25 protein-coding genes are annotated in these 23,943 nt (G+C 61.6%); 2 read left to right on the top strand and 23 right to left on the bottom strand.

Going from position 1 to position 23,943, the window contains the following annotated elements; translation table 11 throughout:
• Positions 1-17 precede the first annotated feature (17 nt).
• From mltG to PFLQ2_RS20090, 9 genes are all read right to left on the bottom strand, one after another.
• A complete protein-coding gene (gene mltG / locus PFLQ2_RS20055; RefSeq protein WP_003179408.1) occupies positions 18-1,178 on the bottom strand; it encodes an endolytic transglycosylase MltG in 1,161 nt (386 codons plus the stop codon).
• Positions 1,179-1,181: 3 nt separating this feature from the next.
• The gene (gene pabC, locus PFLQ2_RS20060; protein ID WP_003179405.1) at positions 1,182-1,997 is read right to left on the bottom strand and encodes an aminodeoxychorismate lyase; all 816 of its coding nucleotides are present in this window, start codon (positions 1,995-1,997) and stop codon (positions 1,182-1,184) included.
• On the bottom strand, positions 1,997-3,241 hold the full coding sequence (gene fabF, locus PFLQ2_RS20065) for a beta-ketoacyl-ACP synthase II (RefSeq protein ID WP_003179403.1): 1,245 nt from the start codon (positions 3,239-3,241) through the stop codon (positions 1,997-1,999). The genes pabC and fabF overlap by 1 nt, the downstream gene beginning before the upstream one ends.
• A 108-nt stretch (positions 3,242-3,349) precedes the next feature.
• Entirely contained in the window at positions 3,350-3,586 is a 237-nt protein-coding gene (gene acpP / locus PFLQ2_RS20070) for an acyl carrier protein (protein ID WP_003175607.1), read from the bottom strand.
• Positions 3,587-3,777: 191 nt separating this feature from the next.
• Entirely contained in the window at positions 3,778-4,521 is a 744-nt protein-coding gene (fabG, locus tag PFLQ2_RS20075; protein ID WP_003179402.1) for a 3-oxoacyl-ACP reductase FabG, read from the bottom strand.
• Positions 4,522-4,536: 15 nt separating this feature from the next.
• Positions 4,537-5,475, bottom strand: a complete 939-nt coding sequence (gene fabD / locus PFLQ2_RS20080) for an ACP S-malonyltransferase (protein ID WP_003179400.1) — start codon at positions 5,473-5,475, stop codon at positions 4,537-4,539.
• A 124-nt stretch (positions 5,476-5,599) separates the two neighbouring features.
• Entirely contained in the window at positions 5,600-6,610 is a 1,011-nt protein-coding gene (gene plsX, locus PFLQ2_RS20085; protein ID WP_003179398.1) for a phosphate acyltransferase PlsX, read from the bottom strand.
• A 4-nt stretch (positions 6,611-6,614) separates the two neighbouring features.
• Positions 6,615-6,797 carry a 50S ribosomal protein L32 gene (gene rpmF, locus PFLQ2_RS28640; protein WP_003179396.1) on the bottom strand — a complete coding sequence of 61 codons (183 nt, stop codon included), beginning with the start codon at positions 6,795-6,797 and terminating at the stop codon, positions 6,615-6,617.
• Positions 6,798-6,810: 13 nt separating this feature from the next.
• Positions 6,811-7,338 (bottom strand): YceD family protein, encoded by a 528-nt coding sequence (locus PFLQ2_RS20090; protein ID WP_003179389.1) that lies wholly within the window; start codon positions 7,336-7,338, stop codon positions 6,811-6,813.
• Positions 7,339-7,443: 105 nt separating this feature from the next.
• Here PFLQ2_RS20090 and PFLQ2_RS20095 point away from each other — a divergent pair, with 105 nt between their 5' ends.
• Entirely contained in the window at positions 7,444-8,022 is a 579-nt protein-coding gene (locus PFLQ2_RS20095; RefSeq protein ID WP_003179384.1) for a Maf family protein, read from the top strand.
• A 50-nt stretch (positions 8,023-8,072) separates the two neighbouring features.
• Here PFLQ2_RS20095 and PFLQ2_RS20100 read toward each other — a convergent pair whose 3' ends face one another.
• From PFLQ2_RS20100 to rluC, 3 genes are read right to left on the bottom strand one after another with little or no spacing between them, the layout of a single operon-like run.
• Positions 8,073-9,062, bottom strand: a complete 990-nt coding sequence (locus PFLQ2_RS20100; protein WP_003179382.1) for a S49 family peptidase — start codon at positions 9,060-9,062, stop codon at positions 8,073-8,075.
• Between the two features lie 20 nt (positions 9,063-9,082).
• The gene (locus PFLQ2_RS20105) at positions 9,083-9,745 is read right to left on the bottom strand and encodes an HAD-IIIA family hydrolase (RefSeq protein ID WP_003179381.1); all 663 of its coding nucleotides are present in this window, start codon (positions 9,743-9,745) and stop codon (positions 9,083-9,085) included.
• Complete coding sequence (gene rluC, locus PFLQ2_RS20110; RefSeq protein ID WP_033046427.1) at positions 9,735-10,691, bottom strand: 23S rRNA pseudouridine(955/2504/2580) synthase RluC; 957 nt, start codon at positions 10,689-10,691, stop codon at positions 9,735-9,737. Before rluC ends, PFLQ2_RS20105 begins: the two co-directional genes overlap by 11 nt.
• Before the next feature lie 698 nt (positions 10,692-11,389).
• On the opposite strand from rluC, the gene rne reads away from it, so the two are divergent.
• A complete protein-coding gene (gene rne / locus PFLQ2_RS20115) occupies positions 11,390-14,611 on the top strand; it encodes a ribonuclease E (protein ID WP_003179377.1) in 3,222 nt (1,073 codons plus the stop codon).
• Positions 14,612-14,717: 106 nt separating this feature from the next.
• Here the strand turns inward: rne and PFLQ2_RS20120 are convergent, their stop codons facing one another.
• The 11 genes from PFLQ2_RS20120 to PFLQ2_RS20170 form a co-directional block, all read right to left on the bottom strand.
• A complete protein-coding gene (locus tag PFLQ2_RS20120) occupies positions 14,718-15,308 on the bottom strand; it encodes a nucleotidyltransferase family protein (protein WP_003179375.1) in 591 nt (196 codons plus the stop codon).
• A 20-nt stretch (positions 15,309-15,328) separates the two neighbouring features.
• Positions 15,329-16,300, bottom strand: a complete 972-nt coding sequence (locus tag PFLQ2_RS20125) for an XdhC family protein (protein WP_003179374.1) — start codon at positions 16,298-16,300, stop codon at positions 15,329-15,331.
• The gene (locus PFLQ2_RS20130; RefSeq protein ID WP_003179372.1) at positions 16,300-18,615 is read right to left on the bottom strand and encodes a xanthine dehydrogenase family protein molybdopterin-binding subunit; all 2,316 of its coding nucleotides are present in this window, start codon (positions 18,613-18,615) and stop codon (positions 16,300-16,302) included. Before PFLQ2_RS20130 ends, PFLQ2_RS20125 begins: the two co-directional genes overlap by 1 nt.
• Entirely contained in the window at positions 18,612-19,082 is a 471-nt protein-coding gene (locus tag PFLQ2_RS20135) for a (2Fe-2S)-binding protein (protein ID WP_003179370.1), read from the bottom strand. Before PFLQ2_RS20135 ends, PFLQ2_RS20130 begins: the two co-directional genes overlap by 4 nt.
• 271 nt (positions 19,083-19,353) lie before the next feature.
• Positions 19,354-20,373: a UDP-N-acetylmuramate dehydrogenase gene (gene murB, locus PFLQ2_RS20140; protein ID WP_003179369.1), complete on the bottom strand. Its 1,020-nt coding sequence runs from the start codon at positions 20,371-20,373 to the stop codon at positions 19,354-19,356.
• A complete protein-coding gene (locus PFLQ2_RS20145) occupies positions 20,370-20,834 on the bottom strand; it encodes a low molecular weight protein-tyrosine-phosphatase (protein WP_003179367.1) in 465 nt (154 codons plus the stop codon). The genes murB and PFLQ2_RS20145 overlap by 4 nt, the downstream gene beginning before the upstream one ends.
• A complete protein-coding gene (gene kdsB / locus PFLQ2_RS20150) occupies positions 20,834-21,598 on the bottom strand; it encodes a 3-deoxy-manno-octulosonate cytidylyltransferase (protein ID WP_003179365.1) in 765 nt (254 codons plus the stop codon). The genes PFLQ2_RS20145 and kdsB overlap by 1 nt, the downstream gene beginning before the upstream one ends.
• Positions 21,595-21,780 (bottom strand): Trm112 family protein, encoded by a 186-nt coding sequence (locus PFLQ2_RS20155; protein WP_003179363.1) that lies wholly within the window; start codon positions 21,778-21,780, stop codon positions 21,595-21,597. Before PFLQ2_RS20155 ends, kdsB begins: the two co-directional genes overlap by 4 nt.
• 23 nt (positions 21,781-21,803) lie before the next feature.
• The gene (gene lpxK, locus PFLQ2_RS20160; protein ID WP_003179356.1) at positions 21,804-22,814 is read right to left on the bottom strand and encodes a tetraacyldisaccharide 4'-kinase; all 1,011 of its coding nucleotides are present in this window, start codon (positions 22,812-22,814) and stop codon (positions 21,804-21,806) included.
• Positions 22,814-23,242, bottom strand: a complete 429-nt coding sequence (locus PFLQ2_RS20165; protein WP_003179355.1) for an ExbD/TolR family protein — start codon at positions 23,240-23,242, stop codon at positions 22,814-22,816. Before PFLQ2_RS20165 ends, lpxK begins: the two co-directional genes overlap by 1 nt.
• Entirely contained in the window at positions 23,239-23,874 is a 636-nt protein-coding gene (locus tag PFLQ2_RS20170) for a MotA/TolQ/ExbB proton channel family protein (protein ID WP_003179353.1), read from the bottom strand. Before PFLQ2_RS20170 ends, PFLQ2_RS20165 begins: the two co-directional genes overlap by 4 nt.
• Positions 23,875-23,943 lie beyond the last annotated feature (69 nt).

The raw sequence follows: 23,943 nt of genomic DNA, 5'->3' as shown, positions 1-23,943 counted from the left end.
GCAGTCCTTAATCAAAGTCATTGCGGGCTCGGCGGCTCGCTGGCATTCGGTCCCGGCGCAGGCTCCTGAGGAGGCACCTGGGGCACGGCTTCGGGCGCTGTATCGGGCGACGCAGCGGGAATCGGCGCCTGTCCTTCCGGCGCGGCCGGAGCCGGACTGGAGCGGTAATCGGCGCGGCGCTTGAGTTGGAATTCGCGCACCGCGTTGTTGTGCGACTCCAGGTCATCGGAAAACACGTGGCTGCCATCACCGCGAGCGACAAAGTACAGGCTGTTGCCCGACGCCGGGTTCAAGGCGGCATGAATCGCTTCGCGCCCCACCATCGCAATCGGCGTCGGCGGCAACCCCGGGATCAAGTAGGTGTTATAGGGATTTTCTTCTTTCAAATGGGCACGGGTGAGTTTGCCCGTGTAGCGCTCGCCCAAACCATAGATCACCGTGGGGTCGGTCTGCAGCAGCATGCCCAGGCGCATGCGCCGCACGAACACACCGGCGATTTGTCCGCGCTCCTGGGGCACGCCCGTTTCCTTTTCCACCAGCGACGCCATGATCAGCGCTTCATAGGGTTGGGTGTAAGGCACGTCCGCTGCACGCTGCGCCCACTCCTTGGCCAGCACGTCTTCCAGCCGGTCGTAGGCTTTTTTCAGCAGGTCGACGTCCGACGTACCGCGCACGAAGCGATAGGTATCCGGGAAGAACCGACCTTCGGGAAATACCCCGGAATGACCTAGACGCTCCATGACCTGGCTGTCGCTCAAGCCGGCGAGGGTCTGCTGGAGTTTTTCATCCTTGGCCAGCGCGGCACGCACCTGACGGAAATTCCAGCCTTCCACCAGCGTTACGCTGTATTGCACCACCTCGCCGCGCTTCCAGACACCGATCAAGCCTTCCATGGTCATGCCCGGCACCATCCGGTACTCACCGGTATGCAGCGGCTGGTCGGCCAGATTGAAGCGCCAATAGATACGCAGCCAGAAGGCATCCTTGATCAGCCCGTCGGCTTCCAGGCGCTTGAGGGTTCCGGTCGGGGTGGTCCCGTTGGGCACGTCCAGCATCTCTTCCTGGGTGATGTTCAACGGCTGTTGCAGCGCCGAATGAATCTTCCAGGCCGAAGCACCCAACAACAGCCCTGCCAGAACCAGTCCGGTCTCCAGCAGCAGCAAGAATTTACGTCTCACGAATCAAGCATCCAATAGCGCGCGGGCAAGGGTCTGCAGTTTACGGGTGAGCGGCCCTGCCGACCAGCGCGCCGAACCACACGCGAGCACTGGCCACACGCCATAGACACTGTTGCAGACAAAGACTTCATCAGCCTGATGCAACTGCTCGAGGCCAATGTCGGTGATGTGCGTGGCGATGCCATGGGACTCGGCTTGAAACAATAATTGCCCACGCATCACGCCGGCCACGCCGCAGCGGCTCAGGTCCGCCGTGATCAACACGCCGTCGCGCACCAAAAACAGGTTGCTGAATACGCCTTCGATCACCCGTCCGGACGTGTCCAGCATCAAGCCTTCGGCGTATTGCGCATCCGTCCATTCGGCACGGGCCAGCACCTGCTCCAGGCGATTGAGGTGCTTGAGGCCGGCGAGCAAGGGCTGCTCGGACAGGCGCACGGCGCAGGGAAACAGGCTTACGCCTTGCTCGGCGTGAGCAACAGGATACTTCGCCGGAGGGCTGCCCTGCAGGATGCGTCGGGCCGGGGCTGATGGATCAGCGGCATATCCGCGCAGGCTGTCGCCCCGGGTGACGATCAGTTTCAGCACGCCGTCGCCAAGATGTTGCGCATAGGCCTGCAGCTCGCCCTTCAGCACGACCCAATCGACATTGATTTCGAAGCGCCGGCAACCCAGCGCCAGGCGGTGCAGGTGAGAATCCAGCAGAACGGGCTTACCATTGCGCACGAGGATCGTTTCAAACAATCCATCGCCATAAGCCAGGCCGCGATCTTTCAGCGACAGAACGTCGGCTGGCTGACCGTCGACCCAGCTTTCCATCAACCGGCGAACCGGCGGAACACCAGCGAGCCGTTGGTCCCGCCGAAGCCGAAGGAATTGGACAACACCACGTCGATGTCCATGCTGCGGGCCGTGTGCGGCACGAAGTCCAGATCGCAGCCTTCGTCCGGCTCATCGAGGTTGATGGTCGGTGGCGCGGTCTGGCTGTTGATCGCCAGCACGCTGAAGATCGCCTCGACTGCCCCTGCCGCACCCAGCAGGTGACCGGTCATGGACTTGGTCGAGCTGATCGCCAGCTTATAGGCGTGCTCGCCGAACACGGTCTTGATCGCCTGGGCCTCGGCCAAGTCGCCAGCCGGGGTCGATGTGCCATGGGCGTTGATGTACTGCACCTGCTCGCCATTGAGCTTCGCGTCACGCAAGGCATTGGCGATGCAACGGGCAGCACCGGCGCCATCGGCCGGAGGCGATGTCATGTGGTACGCGTCGCCACTGGTGCCAAAGCCAATCAGCTCGGCATAGATGGTCGCGCCGCGCGCCTTGGCGTGCTCCAGCTCTTCGAGCACCAACGCACCGGCGCCGTCGGACAGCACGAAGCCATCGCGTCCCTTGTCCCATGGTCGGCTCGCACGGGCCGGCTCGTCATTGCGGGTCGACAGCGCACGGGACGCGCCGAAGCCACCCATGCCCAGTCCGCAGGCTGCCATCTCGGCGCCACCGGCGATCATCACGTCGGCTTCGTCGTACATGATGTTGCGCGCGGCCATGCCGATGCAGTGGGTCCCGGTGGTGCAAGCCGTGGCAATGGCGTAGTTAGGCCCCTGTGCACCGAGGTGGATGGACAGGAAACCGGAAATCATATTGATGATCGAGCCCGGCACGAAGAACGGAGAAATCCGCCGCGGCCCCGAATCGTGCAGTGTGCGGCTGGTTTCTTCGATATTGGTCAAGCCGCCAATACCCGAACCCATGGCCACGCCGATGCGTTCACGGTTGGCGTCGGTGACTTCCAGACCCGCGTTACGTACTGCCTGGAAACCGGCAGCCAGGCCGTACTGGATGAACAGGTCAAGCTTGCGAGCTTCCTTGACCGACAGGTATTCCTCGACATTGAAGCCCTTTACCGAGCCGCCAAAACGGGTGGAATAGGCAGAAAGGTCGGTGTGTTCGATCAGACCAATGCCACTGCGGCCAGCCAGAATGCCCTGCCAGCTGCTCGGCACATCCGTGCCCAGTGGCGACAACATACCCATACCGGTGACTACGACGCGTCTACGCGACACAGCACTCTCCTTTTTCTAATGACGACTTTGCATCAGGCCTAAAGAAAAAACCGCACGCCGTAACGGCAGTGCGGTTTTTCCATGACAGCGAGCGACGACTAAAAACGATTACGCCTGGTGGCTGGTAACGTAGTCGATAGCAGCTTGTACAGTAGTGATCTTTTCAGCTTCTTCGTCAGGAATCTCGGTTTCGAATTCCTCTTCCAGAGCCATCACCAGCTCAACGGTGTCAAGGGAGTCGGCACCCAGGTCTTCAACGAAGGAAGCGGTGTTCACAACTTCTTCTTCTTTAACGCCCAGTTGCTCGGCAACGATTTTCTTGACGCGCTCTTCGATGGTGCTCATACCTTGTTTTCACTCCTAATGGACAAATTCAGGCAGCTGGCCAGTGGGTAAGTGTATAGAAGAACTTTTCGGTTTTTCAACCGAAAGCTTCACTCCTCAAACCCTGCGGCCCGCCGTCTATAAATTGATTGCAGCTTTATAACGGATTTTAGACAGCTCGTATGACATTTTTTTGAAGCAATCCGTCACATTTAACTCATGTACATCCCGCCGTTTACCGGGATTGTAGCCCCGGTCACGTATGCCGCACCGTCCGACGCAAGAAAAGCGACCACGGACGCGATTTCTTGAGCTTGCCCCAGACGACCCAGCGGAATCTGTGTCAGCAAGGCTTCGCGCTGTGCTTCCGGCAGCTCACGGGTCATGTCGGTGTCGATGAAACCCGGTGCAACCGAGTTTACCGTAATCGAGCGCGAACCCACTTCACGTGCCAGTGCGCGGCTAAAACCTTCCAGACCGGCTTTCGCCGCAGCATAGTTTACTTGGCCTGCGTTGCCCATGGCACCCACAACCGAGCCGATACTGATAATTCGTCCCCAACGGGCCTTGGTCATGCCGCGCAGAACGCCCTTGGACAGCCGGTACAGACTGTTCAGGTTGGTGTCGACCACGTCGAACCATTCGTCATCTTTCATGCGCATCATCAGGTTATCGCGGGTGATACCGGCATTATTGACCAGGATCGCCGGAGCGCCGAACTGCTCCTGGATGCTCGCCAGCACCGCCGCGACAGATGGGTCGCTGGTGACATTCAGCTCAAGGCCAGTGCCTTGGATGCCGTTTTCCTTCAAGGTCGCAGCGATACGCTCGGCGCCCGAAGCGGAAGTCGCGGTACCTACGACAATGGCGCCTTGACGACCCAGTTCCAGGGCAATGGCCTGGCCGATGCCACGGCTTGCACCGGTCACCAGTGCAACTTTACCTTGCAGACTCATGCAAGCTTCTCCTGTTCAGGCCTGCGCTGCGCGAGCGGCAGCGAAAGCGTCTCGGGTGTTGAGATTGGAAGTCGATACGCCTTCGGCGCAGCGCTTGTTCAGGCCGGCAAGGACTTTACCCGGACCGCATTCGACCAGCTCAGTCGCGCCCTTGGCAGCCAGGGTTTGCACCGATTCGACCCAGCGAACCGGCTTGTAGAGCTGTTCCAGCAGATCACGCTTGAGTGTTTCAAGATCCGGCGCCACATTGGCGCTGACGTTCTGCACTACGGGAATCTGCGGCGCCTGCCAGTCGATGGCGGCGATGGACTCGGCGAAGCGCTCGGCAGCCGGACGCATCAGTTCGCAGTGCGACGGCACGCTGACCGGCAGCGGCATGGCGCGCTTGGCACCGCGAGCCTTGCAGCCTTCGATGGCGCGCTCGACAGCGGCCTTGGCACCGGCGATGACCACTTGGCCGGGGGAGTTGAAGTTCACCGCGCTGACCACATCACCCTGCGCCGCTTCGGCACAAGCAGCCAGCACATCGGCGTCTTCCAGGCCGAGGATCGCAGCCATGCCGCCCTGCCCGGCCGGAACGGCCTCCTGCATCAACTGGCCGCGACGCTCCACCAGCTTCACCGCGTCACCCAGGTTCAGGCTGCCGGCGGCGACCAAGGCGCTGTATTCGCCCAGGCTATGGCCGGCGACGAACGCAGGGCGTGCGCCACCTTCGGCCAGCCACAGGCGCCAAAGCGCAATCGAGGCGGTCAGGATGGCCGGTTGGGTCTTGTCGGTTTGATTGAGTTGTTCTTCCGGCCCTTGCTGGGTCAGTGCCCACAGGTCGTAACCGAGGGCATCGGAAGCTTCTTTGAATGTTTCGAGGATCAGCGGGTATTGCGCGCCCAGCTCGGCCAGCATGCCGAGGGACTGCGAGCCCTGTCCTGGAAAGACGAATGCGAGGGAAGCAGACATGAAAACAAAGCCCCTAATGATCTTGCCGTCAAAAATTGACGCCCCTGGGGGGCGCTAGGAAACTGACAGTTGGATGGCGGCTTGAACCGACCGGTCACATTTAAGCATTGTCGGACGAAAACGCCTAAGTTAACAAATCTTCGAGGCGGCCATGCAGGCGCTCGGGCAGGTTCTCCTGGATCTCGATCACCGCTCGATTGATCGCACTCTGGAAACCCTCCACACCCGCCGAACCGTGGCTCTTGATCACAATACCCTGCAGGCCGAGAAAGCTCGCCCCGTTGTGCCGCGCTGGCGCCAGGTCTGCCTGCAAGCGACGCATCAACGGCAACGCCAAGGCACCGATCACCCGCGAAGCGATGGTTTGCCTGAACAACGTCTCGATGCGCTGGCCGATCATGGTCGCCAGGCCTTCGCTGGACTTGAGCAGGATGTTGCCGACGAAGCCATCACACACCACCACATCAGCTTCACCACGGTACAAACCATCGCCTTCGACGAAGCCGATGTAATTGATACCTGGCGCAGCCTGCAACAGCGTAGCGGCCAGCTTGACCTGCTGATTGCCCTTGATGTCTTCGGTGCCGATATTCAGCAAGGCCACGCGAGGGCGCACGATGCCCAGGGTTTGCGCCGCCACCGAACCCATCACCGCAAATTGCAGCAGGTGTTCAGCGCTGCAATCGACATTGGCGCCCAGGTCGAGCAACTGGCAAAAACCGCGCTGGGTGGGGATCGCCGCCACCATCGCCGGCCGGTCGATACCCGGCAGGGTCTTGAGCACGTAGCGCGACAACGCCATCAGCGCACCGGTATTGCCCGCACTGACACACGCCTGGACCTTGCCATCGCGCAACAGCTCGAGGGCCACCCGCATCGAGGCATCAGGCTTGCTGCGCAGGGCCTGGGCCGGCTTTTCGTCCATGGTGATGATTTCGGACGCCGGAGTGATTGTCAGGCGCGTGCGATCCACAGCCGATTGGCCGCTGAGCATTTCTTCGAGAATGGAGGGTTGACCGACGAGGGTCAGGTGCAGCGAGGGCGTAGCATTCAGGCAAGCAAGGCTGGCCTGAACAATGCTGCGGGGACCGAAGTCCCCGCCCATTGCGTCAATCGCGATGACTTGAGCGGACAAGTGCTTACTCGTCAGCGCCCTTGTCGATCACTTTACGGCCACGGTATACGCCTTCTGGCGATACGTGGTGACGCAGGTGAACTTCACCAGTGGTTTTTTCTACAGACAGGGTGCTAGCCTCGAGAGCGTCGTGCGAACGGCGCATGTCACGGGCAGAGCGGGATTTTTTGTTCTGCTGAACAGCCATAATTGATTAACTCCTAAACGTTTGGGTCACGCTTTAACTGCGCCAATACACTGAACGGGTTGGACCGCGTTACCTCGTCCTCGCTCGGTTCGGGCTCATCTGCTCCCGCCGGCTGCTGGCATTCTTCCGGATGATGAGCAGGCACAATGGGCAAGGCAAGCAGAAGCTCCTCCTCGATCAGTGACTGCAGATCCAAAGGATCTTCGCCCAGTTCCAGCACGTCATAACCTTTCGGCAACGACTGGGTATTCGCACCCTCCTTCACCACCGCATAACTGCATTCGCTGTGGATCGGCAGGGTGACCAGCTCAAGACAACGCTGGCAAACCATTTTGACTTCAGTGTCGATAAAGCTGTGGATAACCACAGATTTACGTTCATCTCGTTCAAAAACGAATTTGGCCTGGACCGTCCCGACATTGTCGGAAAGCGGGTCGCAGAGTCTCTTCAAATCGGCCAGCAGCAGTTCACCTTTGAGGGTGGTGCCACGGTCAGCCAATTTGCGCGGGTCAACGTGAGGTGGAATCGGGTCATTCAACATAGGCGCAGCATTATAGGGATGCACCCGGCCATGTCAAAGGAAATTCAGCCCTGTCCGTCACTTGCGCGCCTCGCTAGAATTCGCGCCTGCCCTTGGGAGATGTCCATGCTGCCTTTATTACTTGCTTCCAGCTCGATTTATCGTCGCCAATTGCTTGCCCGCCTGGGGCTGCCATTCGTCTGCAGCTCACCGGACATCGACGAAAGTCGTCACCCCGACGAGCCCGCCATCGAACTGGTCAAACGCCTGGCCCGGGAAAAAGCCTTGGCACTGGCCGACCACCATCCAGCTCATCTGATTATCGGTTCGGACCAGGTGGCCGTGCTCGGCGAACGCATCCTCGGCAAGCCTCACACCTTCGACAATGCCCGCGAGCAACTATTGGCTGCCAGCGGCACTCGGGTGACCTTCCTGACAGGCCTGGCGCTGCTCAACAGCCAGACCGGCACCTGCCAGGTCGACTGCGTTCCGTTCACCGTCCACATGCGCACCCTGGACCCGGAGCGCGTCGAACGCTACCTGCGGGCCGAGCAACCTTACGACTGCGCCGGTAGCTTCAAGGCCGAGGGATTGGGTGTAAGCCTGTTTCAGAGCACCGAAGGGCCGGACGCCACCAGCCTGGTGGGCCTGCCCTTGATTCGTCTTGTGGATATGTTGCTGGCCGAGGGCGTGCAAGTCCCCTGAAGCGTGGGCCTGCACACCTTTGTGGCGGGGAATCGGTGCAATCTTTCAGATCAACGCAGCACCGGCCCCTGGAAGCCCATCCACATCGCCAGGTGCTCAGCGATGCTGGCGCCCAGCTTTTTCGAGAAGCGATCAAACGGGGACTCTTCGATGGTGAAGTCCACCAAATCCTTCTGGCCAATCACATCCCGCGCCACCGAACTGGCACTGCCCAGGCCATCGACCAACCCCAGGGGCAACGCCTGCTCCCCCGACCAGACCAGCCCGGAGAACAGCTCTGGATGCTCCTTGTCTTTCAGTCGCTCGCCCCGCCCTTTCTTCACGCTGGCGATGAACTGCCTGTGGGTGGTATCGAGCACGCCCTGCCAAAACGCGGTTTCTTCAGGTTTTTGCGGCTGGAATGGATCAAGGAAAGACTTGTGCTCGCCAGAGGTATACACCCGACGCTCCACCCCCAGCTTCTCCATTGTCCCGACAAAGCCATAGCCGGCCGCCGTCACACCGATGGAGCCCACCAGGCTGGCTTTGTCCGCATAGATCTGGTCCGCCGCGCTGGCGATGTAATACGCCCCGGACGCGCCAAGATCGGAAATAACCGCGTAGACCTTGGTTTCCGGGTGCAACGCCCGCAGACGAACGATTTCGTCATAGACGTACCCCGACTGCACCGGACTACCCCCCGGGCTGTTGATGCGCAGCACTACGCCCTTGACCTTCGGATCCTCGAAAGCAGCCCGCAGGCTACCGACAATATTGTCTGCACTGGCAGGCTCCTTGTCGGCGATCATCCCCTCGATATCGATCAATGCGGTGTAGGCCGATCCGCTGACAGCGCTTTTCTCCATGTTCATCAGCGGCGTGAACAGCGCCAGCGCGACGAAAAGATAAACAAACGTCAGCAACTTGAAGAAAATGCCCCAACGGCGGGAACGACGCTGCTCCTGGACACTGGCCAGCAAGGTCTTTTCCAACAGCTTCCAGCTTTTATCGTCACCGCTCCCGTTACTGGCCTTGTCCGGTGCTTTCCATTCGTCGGTCATGCGTGAATCCCCAGCAAAACTTAATTGGCCCGCTGGCTCAGCCAGGCGTGCAATTCAGGAAAATGATCAATGGCCAGCCGTGGCTCGAACGCCTGTAGCGCCTCGATCGTCTGCGCACCATAACTCACGGCCACCGACCCCATGCCGGCATTGCGCGCCATTTGCAGGTCGAAGGACGAGTCCCCCACCATCAGCGCCTGATCAGGCCGCATACCGCAGTGGGAAAGGATCTGCTCGAGCATCAGCGGATGCGGCTTGCTGGCCGTTTCGTCCGCAGCGCGGGTGATATCGAAGTAATCGTCCCAACCGTGGGATTTCAAAACCCGATCCAGCCCCCGCCGGGCCTTGCCGGTGGCAACCGCCAGCCGATACCCGTCGGCCCGCAGGCTCTGGAGGGTATCTGCCACACCCTCGAACAATGGCGAAGGCTCAGCCTCCAGCGCGATGTAGCAGTCGGCATAATGCTGGCGAAAAACGACCAGTTCATCGTCGCTGATCTCGGGATACAGGCTGCGAATCGCTTCCGGCAGCCCCAAGCCGATGATGCCCTTGACCGCAAAATCGTCGCACCGAGCCAAACCCGAACGATCCGACGCGACATGCATCGCATCCACAATCCGACCGATGGAGTTTGCCAGAGTGCCGTCCCAATCGAAGATCAGCAGCTTGTAATCAGGATGCACTCAACCGCTCCACGGTCTTGGCCCACATGTCATCGACAGGAGCCTGCAATTTCAGCTCGCCACCATCAGGCAGCGGCACGGTTAGCATATAGGCATGCAGGAACAGGCGCTTGCCACCCAGGTCGCGGATTTCCTTGGTGAAATCGTCATCGCCGTATTTGCTGTCACCGGCAATGCAATGCCCGGCGTGCAACGTATGGACGCGAATCTGGTGCGTACGGCCGGTGACCGGCTTGGCCTCGATCAAGGTGGCGAAGTCGTCGAAGCGGCGCAGCACCTTGAAGACGGTCAGCGCCTCCTTGCCCTCTTCGTTTACCTCCACCATGCGCTCGCCGGACCGCAGGTTGCTCTTGAGCAACGGCGCGCGGACTTGCTTGATGGAGGTATCCCACCGGCCTCTCACCAGCGCCATGTAGCGCTTGTCCACACCATCGCCGCGCAATTGCTCGTGCAGGTGGCGCAGCATGCTGCGTTTCTTGGCGATCATCAGCAGGCCGGAGGTGTCGCGATCCAGGCGATGGACCAACTCCAACTCCTTGGCATCGGGACGCAACTGACGAAAGGCCTCGATGACACCGAAATTCAAGCCGCTGCCGCCATGAACCGCAATGCCTGCGGGCTTGTTGATCACAATCAGCGCCTTGTCTTCGTAGACAATGGAGGCTTCGAGACGCTGTAACAGGCCTTGGGCCAAAGGGACCGGCTCATCGCGCTCAGGCACGCGAACCGGCGGCACGCGCACGATGTCGCCCGCCTGGAGCTTGTATTCGGGCTTGATCCGACCTTTGTTCACCCGCACTTCGCCTTTGCGCAAAATGCGGTAGATCAAGGTCTTGGGCACACCTTTGAGTCGGGCCAGAAGGAAATTATCGATTCGTTGGCCGGCATATTCCGGCAAGACCTCGAGCAGTTGAACGCCAGGGGTCGAAGGGGCAGTAGTTGTCATGGCGGCGATCATAACAATTTTTATGGAATTGAAGCACTTAATCATTGCTGCTATAGTCGCGAACGCCGCCAAAAGTGGCTGGACAGCGGACCAACGGCCAAAAACCGGCCCTGACCAACGCAATTCACGAGGACGAGAGGCCGTCCTACGGGGCTTTCGCTACGTAACGGTAGAGTTTGCAGGTGTAACGAGCGCAGGTGACATGAGGCCTGAAATACGCCGCGAAGCAGAGTTTTGACTCGCCTCGCGCGCCACATTCACGGCCAGTTCACAAAGTGCAGTCAGTTGCGAACGACCCCGAGCGAGAGCTTCGGAAACAACGCCTAAATTAGCCATGATGCGTGACCTCCCCTTTCGGAGCTCACGGTAAATGCCAACCCGCTGCGGATTCTGCGCGCGGCAGCACCCGAATTATCAGGGATACGTGTAGGGTGGAGATGTACAACCGTCGGACTGTGTAGCACTAGGCTTATATTTAGACGCTTCATCTCGTCCACAGACGCCGGTTGATTCCTCCTCCTGACTGAGTGCTTGAGTACCAGCAAGCAGGACGCGTCCGTCGCGACTTCGCCATCATTGGGTCGAACTCGCTGGACACTGGAGTGGCCTCGCCACTTCCATGACGCACCTGACACCGACCGTGAGAAGTCGTGTGTGCCGCACGCCGTTTCCGGCAGCCCGGAAACCGACGGTACTACATGAAAAGAATGCTGATTAACGCAACTCAACCCGAAGAGTTGCGTGTTGCACTGGTAGACGGCCAGCGCCTCTACGACCTGGATATCGAATCCGGTGCACGCGAGCAGAAGAAGGCCAACATCTATAAAGGCCGGATTACTCGCATCGAACCAAGCCTTGAGGCTGCCTTTGTCGATTTCGGCTCCGAGCGCCACGGCTTCCTGCCCCTCAAAGAAATCTCCCGCGAATACTTCAAGAAGGCCCCTGAAGGCCGCGTCAACATCAAGGACGTCCTGAGCGAAGGCCAGGAAGTCATCGTCCAGGTCGAAAAAGAAGAACGTGGCAACAAGGGCGCAGCCCTGACCACTTTCATCAGCCTGGCCGGCCGCTACCTGGTCCTGATGCCGAACAACCCGCGTGCCGGCGGCATCTCCCGTCGCATCGAAGGCGAAGAGCGCAATGAACTGCGTGAAGCCCTGAACGGCCTGGTTGCACCCGCCGACATGGGCCTGATCGTTCGCACCGCCGGCCTTGGCCGCAGCAGCGAAGAAATGCAGTGGGACCTCGATTACCTGCTGCAACTGTGGACCGCCATCAAAGAAGCTTCGCTGGATCGCTCCGCGCCATTCCTGATCTACCAGGAAAGCAACGTGATCATCCGCGCCATCCGCGACTACCTGCGCCAGGACATCGGCGAAGTGCTGATCGACAGCGTCGAAGCCCAGGACGAAGCCCTGACCTTCATTCGCCAGGTGATGCCGCAGTACGCCAGCAAGATCAAGCTCTACGAAGACAGCGTCCCACTGTTCAACCGCTTCCAGATCGAAAGCCAGATCGAGACCGCCTTCCAGCGCGTCGTCGAATTGCCTTCCGGCGGCTCCATCGTCATCGATCCGACCGAAGCGCTGGTGTCCATCGACATCAACTCGGCCCGCGCCACCAAAGGCAGCGACATCGAAGAAACCGCCCTGCAGACCAACCTTGAAGCGGCCGAAGAGATCGCCCGTCAGTTGCGCCTGCGCGACATCGGCGGCCTGATCGTCATCGACTTCATCGACATGACCCCGGCCAAAAACCAGCGCGCCGTGGAAGAAAAAGTCCGCGAATGCCTGGAAGCCGACCGCGCCCGCGTACAGGTCGGCCGCATCTCGCGCTTCGGCCTGCTGGAAATGTCCCGTCAGCGCCTGCGTCCATCCCTGGGCGAAAGCAGCGGCATCGTCTGCCCGCGTTGCAACGGCACCGGGATCATTCGTGACGTCGAGTCGCTGTCCCTGGCGATCCTGCGCCTGATCGAAGAAGAAGCCCTGAAAGACCGTACCGCCGAAGTTCGCGCCCAGGTGCCGATCCCGGTGGCCGCGTTCCTGCTCAACGAAAAACGCAACTCGATCACCAAGATCGAACTGCGCACCCGGGCCCGCATCGTCATCCTGCCGAACGATCATCTCGAGACGCCGCACTTCGAAGTGCAGCGCCTGCGCGATGACAGCCCGGAAGCCCACACCAACCAGTCCAGCTACGAAATCGCCGCGGCCGCTGCCGAAGTGGAAGAAGTCCAGCCAGCTGCCGCCGCCACCCGCACCCTGGTTCGCCAGGAAGCAGCGGTCAAGACTGCACCTGCCCGCGCCAACGCTCCGGTTCCGACCGAAGTCGCCGCTCCGGTTGCCGCTCCGGCCGCCGCACCAGAACCAAGCCTGTTCAAAGGCCTGGTGAAGTCCCTGGTCAGCCTGTTTGCCACCAAGGAAGAGCCCGCAGCCCCCGCCGTCGTCGCCAAGCCAGCCGCTACCGAGCGCCCTGCCCGCAACGAGGAGCGCCGCAACGGTCGCCAGCAGACCCGCAACCGTAACGGTCGCCGTGACGAAGAACGCAAGCCGCGCGAAGAACGTGCTCCACGTGAAGAACGCGCACCACGCGAGCCGCGTGAAGAGCGCCAGCCTCGCGAAGCCCGTGAGGAAGCGCCAGCCGTAGCCCGCGAAGAACGCGCACCGCGTGCGCCGCGTGAAGAACGTCAGCCACGCGCCCCTCGTGAAGACCGCAAGCCACGTGGCGAGCGTGAAGAACGTGTCCGCGAACTGCGCGAGCCACTGGATGCTGCCCCAGCCGTTGCCGCCGCAGCTACCGCAGCTACCGCTGAAGAACGTCCGGCCCGCCAGCCTCGTGAAGAACGTGCACCGCGTCCTCCACGTGAAGAACGTCAGCCACGCGCCGAGCAGGCAGCCGCCGCAGCCAGCGAAGAAGAAGTGTTGAGCGCCGAAGAGCAACTGCAGGAAGACGGCCAGGACAGCGCCGAAGGTGATCGTCCACGTCGCCGCTCCCGTGGCCAGCGTCGTCGCAGCAACCGTCGTGAACGTCAACGTGACGCCAACGGCAACGTGATCGAGGGTTCGGAAGAGTCCGAATCCGCCGAGAACGCCGAAGCGCCAAGCGCCGCCGACCTTGCCGCAGGCCTGGCCGTGACCGCAGCCGTTGCCAGCAGCGCCATCAGCGCTCCGGCCGAAGCCCAGGCTCACGAACAAGCCGAACGCGCCACCGCAGCCGTGGAAAGCGCGCCGGCTGTCGAAGCGCCTGTGGTCGAAGCCACCACCCCGGTAGAAGCCACGGCTTCGCCGGAAGTGGAACTTGCACCGGCACTTGAAGCCCAGCCTGAAGCTGAAGTGACTGCCGAGCCCGCACCAGTCGCCGAGCAACCGGTGGCTGCCGCCGAACCGGTCGTCGAAGCACCAGCTGAGGAAAAAGCACCAGAACCTGTTCGCGAGGAGCAGACCGCGTTCAACTGGCATGCCGAGCCAGCCGCACCGGCGCCGGTCGTTGAGCCAGAGCCGACGCCAGAACCCGTGAAAGCGGTCGAGCCAGAAGCAGTCGCGCCGGCTCCAGTGGTTGAAGCGCCTGTGGTTGCCGAAGCACCGGCCCCGGTGCAAGAGCCTGCACCTGCCAGCGCCCTGACCGAGAACGGTCGTGCGCCGAACGATCCACGTGAAGTTCGCCGTCGCAAGCGTGAAGCCGAGCGCCTGCAGAAGGAAGCCGAACAAGCTGCCGCTGACGCCGCTCAAGCGCCTGCTGCCGAGCCCGCTCCGATCGTCGAAGTCGTCGAAGCGGCGCCTGCTCCAGTCGCCGAAACCGCCGCCGAACCAACCCCGGTTGAATCGGCTCCGGTGATCGACGAACCTCGACACGCCGTAGAAGAAGTCGCACCGCGTCACACTGAAGCCCTGGAAAAAGAGCACGAGCCTAAACCTCACGCCTGATTCCATCGCCCAGTAAAAGCCCCGCCTGGTTCATGCCAGGCGGGGCTTTTTTATGCCTCACGACTTATCCACTTAACTCTGTGGGAGCGGGCATCTGCATCGGCTGTTATTTGAAGGCCAATGCCTCTGGCACATCAACATCCCAGGTGACCCCAGGGTCGTCCACCGGCACTTCGACCACTTGCGCCCCGGCAAACAACGCCTTGGCGCCACGATCCCCGGTCAACGCCATCAGTTTCGACGCAAATCCACTGCCAAAGCCCACCGGATGCCCATACTCACCTGCAAGGACCGGCACGCTGATACCGTCCCCGTGAATCCCCGCCGCCACTTGATCGATGCTCGACGGCAGGATAAATGGCATATCGCCCAATACCATCAGCCAGCCATCGAGATCAGGGCAGGCCTGGACGCCAGCGGCAATGCTGTCTCCCAAGCCGGGCGAGTCCAGCTCCACATAATCACATCCATAGGCCTGGGCCATGCGGATGGCTTGCGGACGATCCGTGCTTGTCACCAGCACGCGCTTTTCCAGGGATGCAGGTAAATTCACCAGCACATGCTCGAGCACCGACCGGACAGCGCCGTCACGTCCCGTGCAATCGGCCAGCAGCTTATCCTTGCCAGCCCCTGCCACTTGGCGGAAACGGCTGCCCGATCCGGCCGCGAGGATGATCACGCCAATCGACTTTCCCATACACCCTCCTTGCCTGCGACCTACAACGACTTTTTCTGCCGCAGTTCCACACCATTTTTGATCGCCACGATTTCGGCCAGCAACGACAAGGCGATTTCCGCCGGTGTGTGGCTGCCGATGTGCAGGCCAATCGGCCCATGCAGTCGTTCGATGGCCCCTGCCGACAAGCCTAGCTGAGCCAGGTTTTCCCGTCGCTTCTGGCTATTGACCCGCGACCCCAGGGCGCCGACATAAAAAGCCCTGGAATCCAGCGCCGTGAGCAGCGCCATGTCGTCCAAGCGCGGATCGTGGGTCAGGGCGACAATGGCTGTGCGCTCGTCGGTCTGGATGCTCAATACCGCTTCGTCAGGCATACCTGAGACGAAGCGACCATGCTGCTCTTCCCAACCATAGACAAATTCCTTGCGCGGATCGCAGATCAACACCTCGAAATCCAGCAACCGGGCCATTTCCGCCACATACCGCGACAACTGCCCGGCGCCGATCAGCAGAAGTCGCCAGCGTGGGCCGTAAATGGCCCGCAAGACCTTGCCATCGAACACCAGGGCGTCGGTTTTGCTGGCCGGAGTCAAGACCACGTCACCGCTGGCAACCGTCAGTTCACGGGCAACAATCTCGTGGGCTTCGCAGCGGTCCAGCAGTTCGGCGACCCATTGCGGGTCGCCTACTCTCTCCTCGGTGAGCCGCAGGGTGCCGCCGCACGGCAAGCCGAAACGCGCCGCCTCTTCGCGCGTGACGCCGTATGTGATCAGTTGCACCGGCGGACCGTCCGCCGGGATACGACCGTCGTGCAGCCGGGCGATCAGGTCGTCCTCGACACAACCGCCCGACACCGAGCCAATCACCACGCCATCCTCGCGCAGGGCCAACATCGCCCCCGGTGGCCTGGGCGCGGTGCCCCAGGTCTGGACCACGGTGAACAACACCACCCGCTGCCCGGCGCGACGCCACTGGAGCACGCTGCGCAAGACGTTCAGATCGACGCTGTCCATCAGGCCTTGGCCTGTTGCCAGCCTTGCAGCTGATAGCGCACAGGCAGGTTACGGATGCGTTTGCCGGTGGCGGCGAAAATCGCGTTGCACAGCGCCGGCGCGATCGGCGGCACGCCGGGTTCGCCGACGCCGCCCAAAGGCACTTCGCCCGGAGGAGTGACCAGATGCACGGCCACTTCCTTGGGTGCCAGGGACATGCGCGCCACCTCATACATGTGGAAGTTGTCTTGCTGGACCTTGCCATCCTTGAAGCTTATTTCACCCACCATCGCGTTACCCAAGCCCATGACGCAGGCCCCTTCGAACTGCGAACGGATGCGCTCAGGGTTGATCTGTGGCCCGCAGTCCACCGCAATGTCCGCCTTGTGCACGATCACCGTGCCATCGTCCTTGACCTCCACTTCAATCGCTGCCGCGACGTAAGTGACGAAACTGTAATGCACAGCCAAGCCCAACCCTCGACCCTTGGGCAACTGCCGACCCCAACCGGCGGCCTTGGCGGCCGTTTCCAGCACGACACGAATCCGCGCCGTATCGATGGGATAACGCTCGGGGGATTCACCGTAGTTCCATTCTTCGCTCAAGGTACGCGGATCGATCTTACGATCCGGGCCGAGCAATTTGACGTGATACTTCAGCGGATCCTGACCGGCCTTGTGGGCCAATTCGTCGATGAAACTCTGAATCGCGAAACCGTGGGGAATGTTCGACACCGAGCGGTACCAGCCCACCCGCGTGTGAGCCACCGCTTCGGGGTTTTCCAGGCGCAGGTTGGGGATGGCGTATGCCATGTTGGTCAAGCCCATGCCCACTTCGAACGGGGCTTCGTGGGTCATGCCCGGTGCGAACAACGCCGTGATGCTCGGGGCGACGGTGCGATGCAACCAGCCGGATGGCATCCCGTCCTGGTTCAGGCCGGCCTTCAGGTATTCGGCCGACACGGTGTGGAAATACGAGTGATGGATGTCGTCCTCGCGGGTCCATTGCACCCGTATCGCCTGGCCTGGAAACTCCTTGGCCAGCACCGCCGCTTCGACGACGAAATCAGGCTTGGATTTGCGCCCGAAACCTCCGCCCAGCAGCGTGATATTCACCGTGACCTTGTCGAAAGCGATGCCCAGGCGTTCGGCGATGCGCTCGCGGGTCACCTGAGGGGCCTGGCTCGGCGCCCAGGCTTCGCACTGGCCATCCTTGAACCGGGCGACGGCGACCATCGGTTCCATCGGCGATTGCGACAGGTGCGGCAGGTAGTACGTCGCTTCCAGGCTCGAATCGGCCTTGGCCAACGCGTCATCGAGGTCGCCGGTATTGCGCAGGACTTTGCCGGGTTTGAGGGCGGCCGCTTCCAATTCCTTGCGATAGGCAATCGAGTCATAACCGGCGTTCGGGCCGTCATCCCACTCGATTTTCAGCGCTTCGCGGCCCTTGATCGCTGCCCAGGTATTTTTTGCCAGCACCGCCACGCCGCCCAGGGGCTGGAACTCCGACGGCAACGGCCGACCTTCGATCTGCACCACCTTGACCACGCCCGGTACTTTCAGCGCCGCGCTGCTGTCCACGGTCTTGACCTTGCCACCGTAGACCGGCGGACGTGCGATGACGGCGTAGAGCATGCCTTCGAAATGCACATCGGCACCGAACACCGCGCGACCGTTGACGATATCCGCACCGTCGACGGCCCGGGTCGCTTCCTTGCCGATGTAGCGAAAGTCAGCGGGTTGCTTGAGGCGCAAGCTGTCGCGGGCCGGCACTGGCAAGGCACTGGCAGCGGTAGCCAAGGCGCCGTAAGCCAGTTCGCGACCGGAAGGCTGGTGCACCACTTTATGCAACTGAGCCCGGCATTCGCCCACCGGAACGTTCCACTGCGCTGCGGCGGCCTGCTCCAACATGCTCCGGGCGGCGGCGCCGCAGCGGCGCATCGGCTCGTACCAGTGACGCATGCTGCGCGAACCGTCGGTGTCCTGGTTGCCGAAGCGCGCTTCATCAGCCGGCGCTTGCTGCACCTTCACCAACGCCCAATCCGCTTCCAGCTCATCGGCCACCACCATGCTCAGGCTGGTGCGCACGCCCTGGCCCATTTCCGAACGGTTGCAAATCACCGTCACGCTGCCGTCGGTGGCAATGCTCACGTACACCTTGGGATCGTCGACCGCGCCGTGGGGCATGCCCTCGGCGCCGTATTTCTTTTCCTCGGCAAAGGCATCCGGCAAGCCCCAGCTCGCGGCCAGGACCAGCACACCCGTGGCGCTCGCGCCTTTGAGGAAGCCACGACGGCTGAGGTTGCTAAGGACGAAATCATTGGGCAAGCGGCTCATGCCTTGGCCTCCTTCAGGTGAGTCGAGGCTTGGCGGATCGCGATCTTGATCCGGTTATAGGTGCCGCAGCGGCAGATATTGCCCACCATGGCTTCTTCGATCTGCTCGTCGCTCGGGTTGGGGTTGGTCTTGAGCAAGGCGGTCGCGGACATGATCTGCCCGCCCTGGCAGTAACCGCACTGCGCCACCGCTGTATCGAGCCAGGCTTTCTGGACGATTTGCCCGACCGGGTCGGCGTGAAGCGCATCGATGGTGCTGATGTCCTGCCCTTTCACCGAGCCGATCGGCGTAATGCAACTGCGCGCCGGGGCACCGTCGATATGAATCGTGCACGCGCCGCACAGGCCCATGCCGCAGCCGAACTTAGTACCGTTGTAGCCGGCCACATCGCGAATCGCCCACAGCAGCGGCATGTCCTCGGTCACATCCAGTTGATGGTCTTTTCCATTGAGTTTCAGGGTAATCATGGGCACGCCCGCATAGAGGATCGAGTTATGGGGTCGAGCAATCTGCCGCTTGGTTGACGGTTCGGTAGTCGCAGACTGGCTCAGGCTGATCGGGCTCTCTTATGCACACGTCCATAGGCGTCTGCACCGGGCCTTCAAGATGCGATTATGTTCGCATCGTTAGGCGGCTAAATTAACCCAGGATCAAGCAAAACGCCCTGCACAATCCTGCACGAATGAATGTATGCAGGGTGCGCAGGGCGTTTTTTTCAAGCGGGTGCGCAAGCGCGGCTCAGTACCGATTGGGTTCCATTTCCAGCTCGACCTGAAACCGTTCGGCAATGTCTTTCTGAATGCGCAGGGCCAAATCCAACAGTTGCGGGCCAGTGGCATTGCCATAGTTGACCAGCACCAACGCCTGCAACTTATGCACCCCGGCATCCCCGTCGCGAAAACCCTTCCAGCCGGCGCGCTCGATCAGCCAGCCGGCGGCGATTTTCATCTTCCCCTCAGGCTGTGGATAAGCCACCAGGTCCGGGTATTGCAGCTTGAGTTGCGCCACCAGGCTGGCCGGCACCAACGGGTTCTTGAAGAAGCTGCCGGCATTGCCCAACACGGCCGGATCCGGGAGTTTCTCGCTGCGAATGCTGCAAATGGCTTGGCTGACATCAGTGGGCGTCGCCTGCTCGATACCCTGTTCGCTCAATCGTTGGCGGACCGGGCCGTATTCCAGGTGCAGGTGCGCGGCGCGACTGAGGGCGAAGCGCACCCGCAGGATCAACCAGCGGCCGGCTTGCTGTTTGAACAGGCTATCGCGATAGGCGAACGCGCATTCTTCGAGGGTGAACTCACGTAATTCACCGGTTTGACGGTCGAGGGCCGTGAGGCCGGCGAAGACGTCCTTGATCTCAACACCGTAGGCGCCGATGTTTTGCATGGGTGCCGCGCCCACGGTTCCGGGGATCAGGCTGAGATTTTCCAGTCCCGACCAACCCTGCGCCAGCGTGTGCTGGACGAAAGGATGCCAGGGCTCCCCTGCTTCGGCCTCGATTATCACCCGTTCGCCGTCGTCGCTGAGCAGGCGAATCCCTTTGCTGGCCATGCGCAACACCAACGCATCGATATCGCCGGTCAGCAGCAGGTTGCTGCCGCCGCCGATCACCAGCAGCGGCACCGCATGTTCATCGGCATAGGCCAGCGCTTCGCGAACATCATCATCGCCGTGGGCTTCGGCGAACAGCCGGGCCTTCACGTCCACACCGAAGCTGTTGAAGGGCTTGAGACTGGCGCCCGCCTGTACCTGCAAAGTCATAAGCGGCCCTTCAATTCGATCACCAGGCGATCCGTAGCGTGTTCGATCAAGTCCAGTACTTGCTCGAAGCCCTGCTCGCCGTCGTAATACGGGTCCGGCACGTCATCGAGCTCGGCTTCATAGCGCCGCAGGAACAGGTCCAGCTCGGCCTTGCCATTCGCTGGTTGCAGGGCCTTGAGGTTGCGCAGGTTGCTGCTGTCCATCGCCAGGATCAGGTCGTAGGTGGCGAAGTCGGCGCGGGTCACCTGCTGCGCGCGCTGGGCCGACAAGTCGTAACCCCGATTTAATGCGGCCGCCTGGCTGCGCTTGTCCGGCGCCTTGCCCACGTGCCAGTCACCGGTGCCGGCGGAAGCGACTTCCACCTGCCCCTCCAACCCAGCCTCGCGCAACTTTTGTCGCAGGATGGCTTCGGCGGTGGGCGAGCGGCAGATGTTGCCGAGGCAGACGAACAGAACCCGCATCAGGCCTCCAGCAAGCGACGAACGCGCTCAAGGTCTTCAGGGGTATCGACGCCAGTCGGCGGGGCGATCAATGCATCGGCCACATGGATGCGCACGCCGTGCCACAGGGCACGCAGCTGTTCCAGGGATTCGGTGTTTTCCAGCCAGCACGGCCCCCAGGCGACGAAGTCCTGGAGGAAACCGGCACGGTAGGCATAGATGCCGATGTGGCGGCGGTACGGTACGCCTTCGGGCATCACGTCGCGGCTTTGGGCGAATGCATCCCGCGCCCAGGGCAACGTTGCACGGCTGAAGGTCAAGGCCAGGCCGTTGAGGTCGCTGACCACCTTCACCACGTTGGGGTTGAACAGGGTCTGCACATCCTCGATCGGCTCGGCCAGGGTCGCCATGCGCGCTTCGGTGTGGGCGGCGAGGTTGGCGGCGACCTGATCAATCACGCTCGGCGGGATCAGCGGTTCGTCACCCTGCACATTGACCACGATGGCGTCAGGCGCCAGGCCCAGCTTTGCGGCGACCTCGGCCAGGCGATCGGTGCCGGAATTATGGTCTTCGCGAGTCAACACGACCTCGGCGCCAAAGCCTTTGCAAGCCTCGACGATGCGCGCATCGTCCGTTGCCACCACCACACGCTGGGCGCTGCTTTTGCTGGCCTGTTCCCAGACGTGCTGGATCATCGGCTTGCCGGCGATCACCAGCAACGGCTTGCCGGGCAGGCGCGTCGAAGCGAAGCGCGACGGAATGACGACGGTAAAGGCTGTGGTCATTTATCCAGGCGCTCGTCGGTGGTCAGGGTGCGGGCTTCGCTTTCGAGCATCACCGGGATGCCATCACGGATCGGATAGGCCAGGCCCGCGCCCTTGCTGATCAGTTCGGTCTTGTCGGCGCTGAGTTTGAGCGGGCCTTTGCAGACAGGGCAGGCCAGAATATCGAGCAGTTTGGTGTCCATGGAAGTCCCCTGGATAAAAGGTTTTAAGGCAAAAGCCGATCCGGCAACAGGCGCATCAACTGCGTATCGAACCACGCCCTGAAGGCTGGCGACGGCACAGCATCCACCGCCAGGTACCACCAGTCAGGCGCGGCAAAGGCGCGGCATTTGACCGCGTCCTTTTCCGTCATGACCACGGGCAACGAAGGCGTGAAGCTCAACGCTTGGGCGCTGTATTGAGCATGATCGGCGAACCCGTGCGGTATTGGTCGCCAGTGTAGCGTTTCGAGGGTCTTGAAGAAACGCTGGGGATTGCCGATGCCGGCCACGGCGTGAAGGGCCTGGCCGGGAGAGAAATGGTCGAGGGGCCGTCGTTCGCCACTGGCCAGGTTTACCAGCTCAGTGGGCTGCAGGACCAAGGCAAAGCCGTCTTCGCGGTCGTCATCGGCGCCGTTGTACAGCACGGCGTCAACCGATTGCAGGCGCTCGACCGGCTCGCGCAACGGGCCGGCGGGCAGGCAGCGGCGATTGCCCAGGCCACGGGCATTGTCGATCAGCACCAGTTCGAGGTCCCGGGCCAGTCGATAATGCTGCATACCGTCGTCGGACAGGATCAGGTCCAGCGGCTCAGCGTCCAGCAGTGCCCGGACGGCGCGGCTGCGATCCGGATCGATCATCAACGGCACACCCGTGCGCTGGACGATCAGCAGCGGCTCGTCACCGGCGATGTCGGCGCCCTGCTCGGCCGCCACTCGCCAGGGCAGGTGCGGCGGCTTGGCGCCGTAGCCGCGGCTAACCACACCGACGCGCAGGCCACTGCGCTGGCAGTGCTGGATCAACCACAGGATCAGCGGTGTCTTGCCGGTGCCACCAACCGTGATGTTACCGACCACGATCAGCGGCACGGCTGGCTGGTAAATCTCGCCTTCCCCGGCCAGGAATCGCTCACGCTTGCCCACCACCACCCGGCGGTACAGCCACTCCAGCGGACGCAACGCCACCAGGGCCGGATGACCTTCGTACCACGCGGCAAGCAATCGATCGGACATGGCCATCAGGGAGCAGGCGCCGCCTCGACCGTGGTCATGCGCAGATGGCTGAAGCCGAGCTTGCCGGCCGCGTCCATGGCGGTGATCACCGATTGATGAGGGGTCTTGCCATCGGCGCTGATGGACAGCGGCAGATTGGTATCGCCGCCGGATTCCTTCTGCAGCGCATCGATCAGGCTCGCCAGGTCGCTCTTTGGCAGCAACTGGTTATTCACCGAAAACGCACCTTCGGCGCTGATGGTGATTTCCAGGTTTTTCAGTTGCTGGTCTTCAGCCGGCGAGCCACTGACGGCTTGCGGCAATTCAACCTTGAGCTGGGTTTCACGGGTGAACGTGGTGGTCACGACGAAAAACAGCAGCAGGATGAACACCACGTCAATCAGCGAGGCCAGATTGATTTCGATGTTTTCCCGAGGTTTGCGGCGGAATTTCACTTCTTGCCCCCGGCCAGGTCGACGTCACGGTCGCCCTGCACCACCTCGACCAGCTTGATGGCTTCCTGCTCCATGCCGACGACCAATTCGTCAACGCGCCGTTGCAGGAAACGGTGGAAGAACACCGACGGAATCCCCACCATCAGGCCAGCCGCCGTGGTAATCAATGCCTTGGAAATCCCACCCGCCAGCACGGCGGCGTTGGTGCTCATGCCGGAGCCGGTAAAGGCGCTGAAAATATCGATCATGCCCAGCACCGTACCCAGCAGGCCCAACAACGGGGACATGGCGGCGATGGTACCGAGGGCGTTGATGTAGCGCTCCAGTTCATGGATGACCCGGGCGGCGGCTTCCTCGATGCACTCCTTCATGATCTCGCGACCATGCTTGGAGTTCGCCAGCCCGGCGGCGAGGATTTCACCCAGGGGCGAGCTGGCCCGCAGCTCCTTGAGCTTGTCCTTGTTGAGCTGCTTGTCCTTGATCCAGACCCAGACCTGCCCGAGCAAATGCTCCGGGGTCACGCGGCTGGCCCGCAGGGTCCACAGGCGTTCGGCAACGATACCCAGTGCCGCGATGGAACTCAGAATGATCGGCAACATCATCCAGCCGCCAGATTTGACCAATTCCCACACAGTGACTGCCCCCTCGAAAAAGTGCGCCACTTTATCACACAGACTCGCTTTGCAGACCCGCTGCGCCGA

The sequence above is a fragment of the Pseudomonas fluorescens Q2-87 genome (assembly GCF_000281895.1).
GTDB classification, from domain to species: Bacteria; Pseudomonadota; Gammaproteobacteria; order Pseudomonadales; family Pseudomonadaceae; genus Aquipseudomonas; species Aquipseudomonas fluorescens_S.
Note: the sequence above shows the minus strand (reverse complement) of the source record. Positions and strands in the feature narration are given on the sequence as shown.

Excerpts from the sequence above, each read along its gene's own strand:
- pabC (WP_003179405.1), bottom strand. The coding sequence starts at position 1,997 with ATGGAAAGCTGGGTCGACGGTCAGCCAGCCGACGTTCTGTCGCTGAAA.
- acpP (WP_003175607.1), bottom strand. The coding sequence starts at position 3,586 with ATGAGCACCATCGAAGAGCGCGTCAAGAAAATCGTTGCCGAGCAACTG.
- fabG (WP_003179402.1), bottom strand. The coding sequence starts at position 4,521 with ATGAGTCTGCAAGGTAAAGTTGCACTGGTGACCGGTGCAAGCCGTGGC.
- fabD (WP_003179400.1), bottom strand. The coding sequence starts at position 5,475 with ATGTCTGCTTCCCTCGCATTCGTCTTTCCAGGACAGGGCTCGCAGTCC.
- rpmF (WP_003179396.1), bottom strand. The coding sequence starts at position 6,797 with ATGGCTGTTCAGCAGAACAAAAAATCCCGCTCTGCCCGTGACATGCGC.
- PFLQ2_RS20090 (WP_003179389.1), bottom strand. The coding sequence starts at position 7,338 with ATGTTGAATGACCCGATTCCACCTCACGTTGACCCGCGCAAATTGGCT.
- PFLQ2_RS20095 (WP_003179384.1), top strand. The coding sequence starts at position 7,444 with ATGCTGCCTTTATTACTTGCTTCCAGCTCGATTTATCGTCGCCAATTG.
- PFLQ2_RS20100 (WP_003179382.1), bottom strand. The coding sequence starts at position 9,062 with ATGACCGACGAATGGAAAGCACCGGACAAGGCCAGTAACGGGAGCGGT.
- rluC (WP_033046427.1), bottom strand. The coding sequence starts at position 10,691 with ATGACAACTACTGCCCCTTCGACCCCTGGCGTTCAACTGCTCGAGGTC.
- rne (WP_003179377.1), top strand. The coding sequence starts at position 11,390 with ATGAAAAGAATGCTGATTAACGCAACTCAACCCGAAGAGTTGCGTGTT.
- PFLQ2_RS20120 (WP_003179375.1), bottom strand. The coding sequence starts at position 15,308 with ATGGGAAAGTCGATTGGCGTGATCATCCTCGCGGCCGGATCGGGCAGC.
- PFLQ2_RS20125 (WP_003179374.1), bottom strand. The coding sequence starts at position 16,300 with ATGGACAGCGTCGATCTGAACGTCTTGCGCAGCGTGCTCCAGTGGCGT.
- PFLQ2_RS20130 (WP_003179372.1), bottom strand. The coding sequence starts at position 18,615 with ATGAGCCGCTTGCCCAATGATTTCGTCCTTAGCAACCTCAGCCGTCGT.
- PFLQ2_RS20135 (WP_003179370.1), bottom strand. The coding sequence starts at position 19,082 with ATGATTACCCTGAAACTCAATGGAAAAGACCATCAACTGGATGTGACC.
- murB (WP_003179369.1), bottom strand. The coding sequence starts at position 20,373 with ATGACTTTGCAGGTACAGGCGGGCGCCAGTCTCAAGCCCTTCAACAGC.
- PFLQ2_RS20145 (WP_003179367.1), bottom strand. The coding sequence starts at position 20,834 with ATGCGGGTTCTGTTCGTCTGCCTCGGCAACATCTGCCGCTCGCCCACC.
- kdsB (WP_003179365.1), bottom strand. The coding sequence starts at position 21,598 with ATGACCACAGCCTTTACCGTCGTCATTCCGTCGCGCTTCGCTTCGACG.
- PFLQ2_RS20155 (WP_003179363.1), bottom strand. The coding sequence starts at position 21,780 with ATGGACACCAAACTGCTCGATATTCTGGCCTGCCCTGTCTGCAAAGGC.
- lpxK (WP_003179356.1), bottom strand. The coding sequence starts at position 22,814 with ATGGCCATGTCCGATCGATTGCTTGCCGCGTGGTACGAAGGTCATCCG.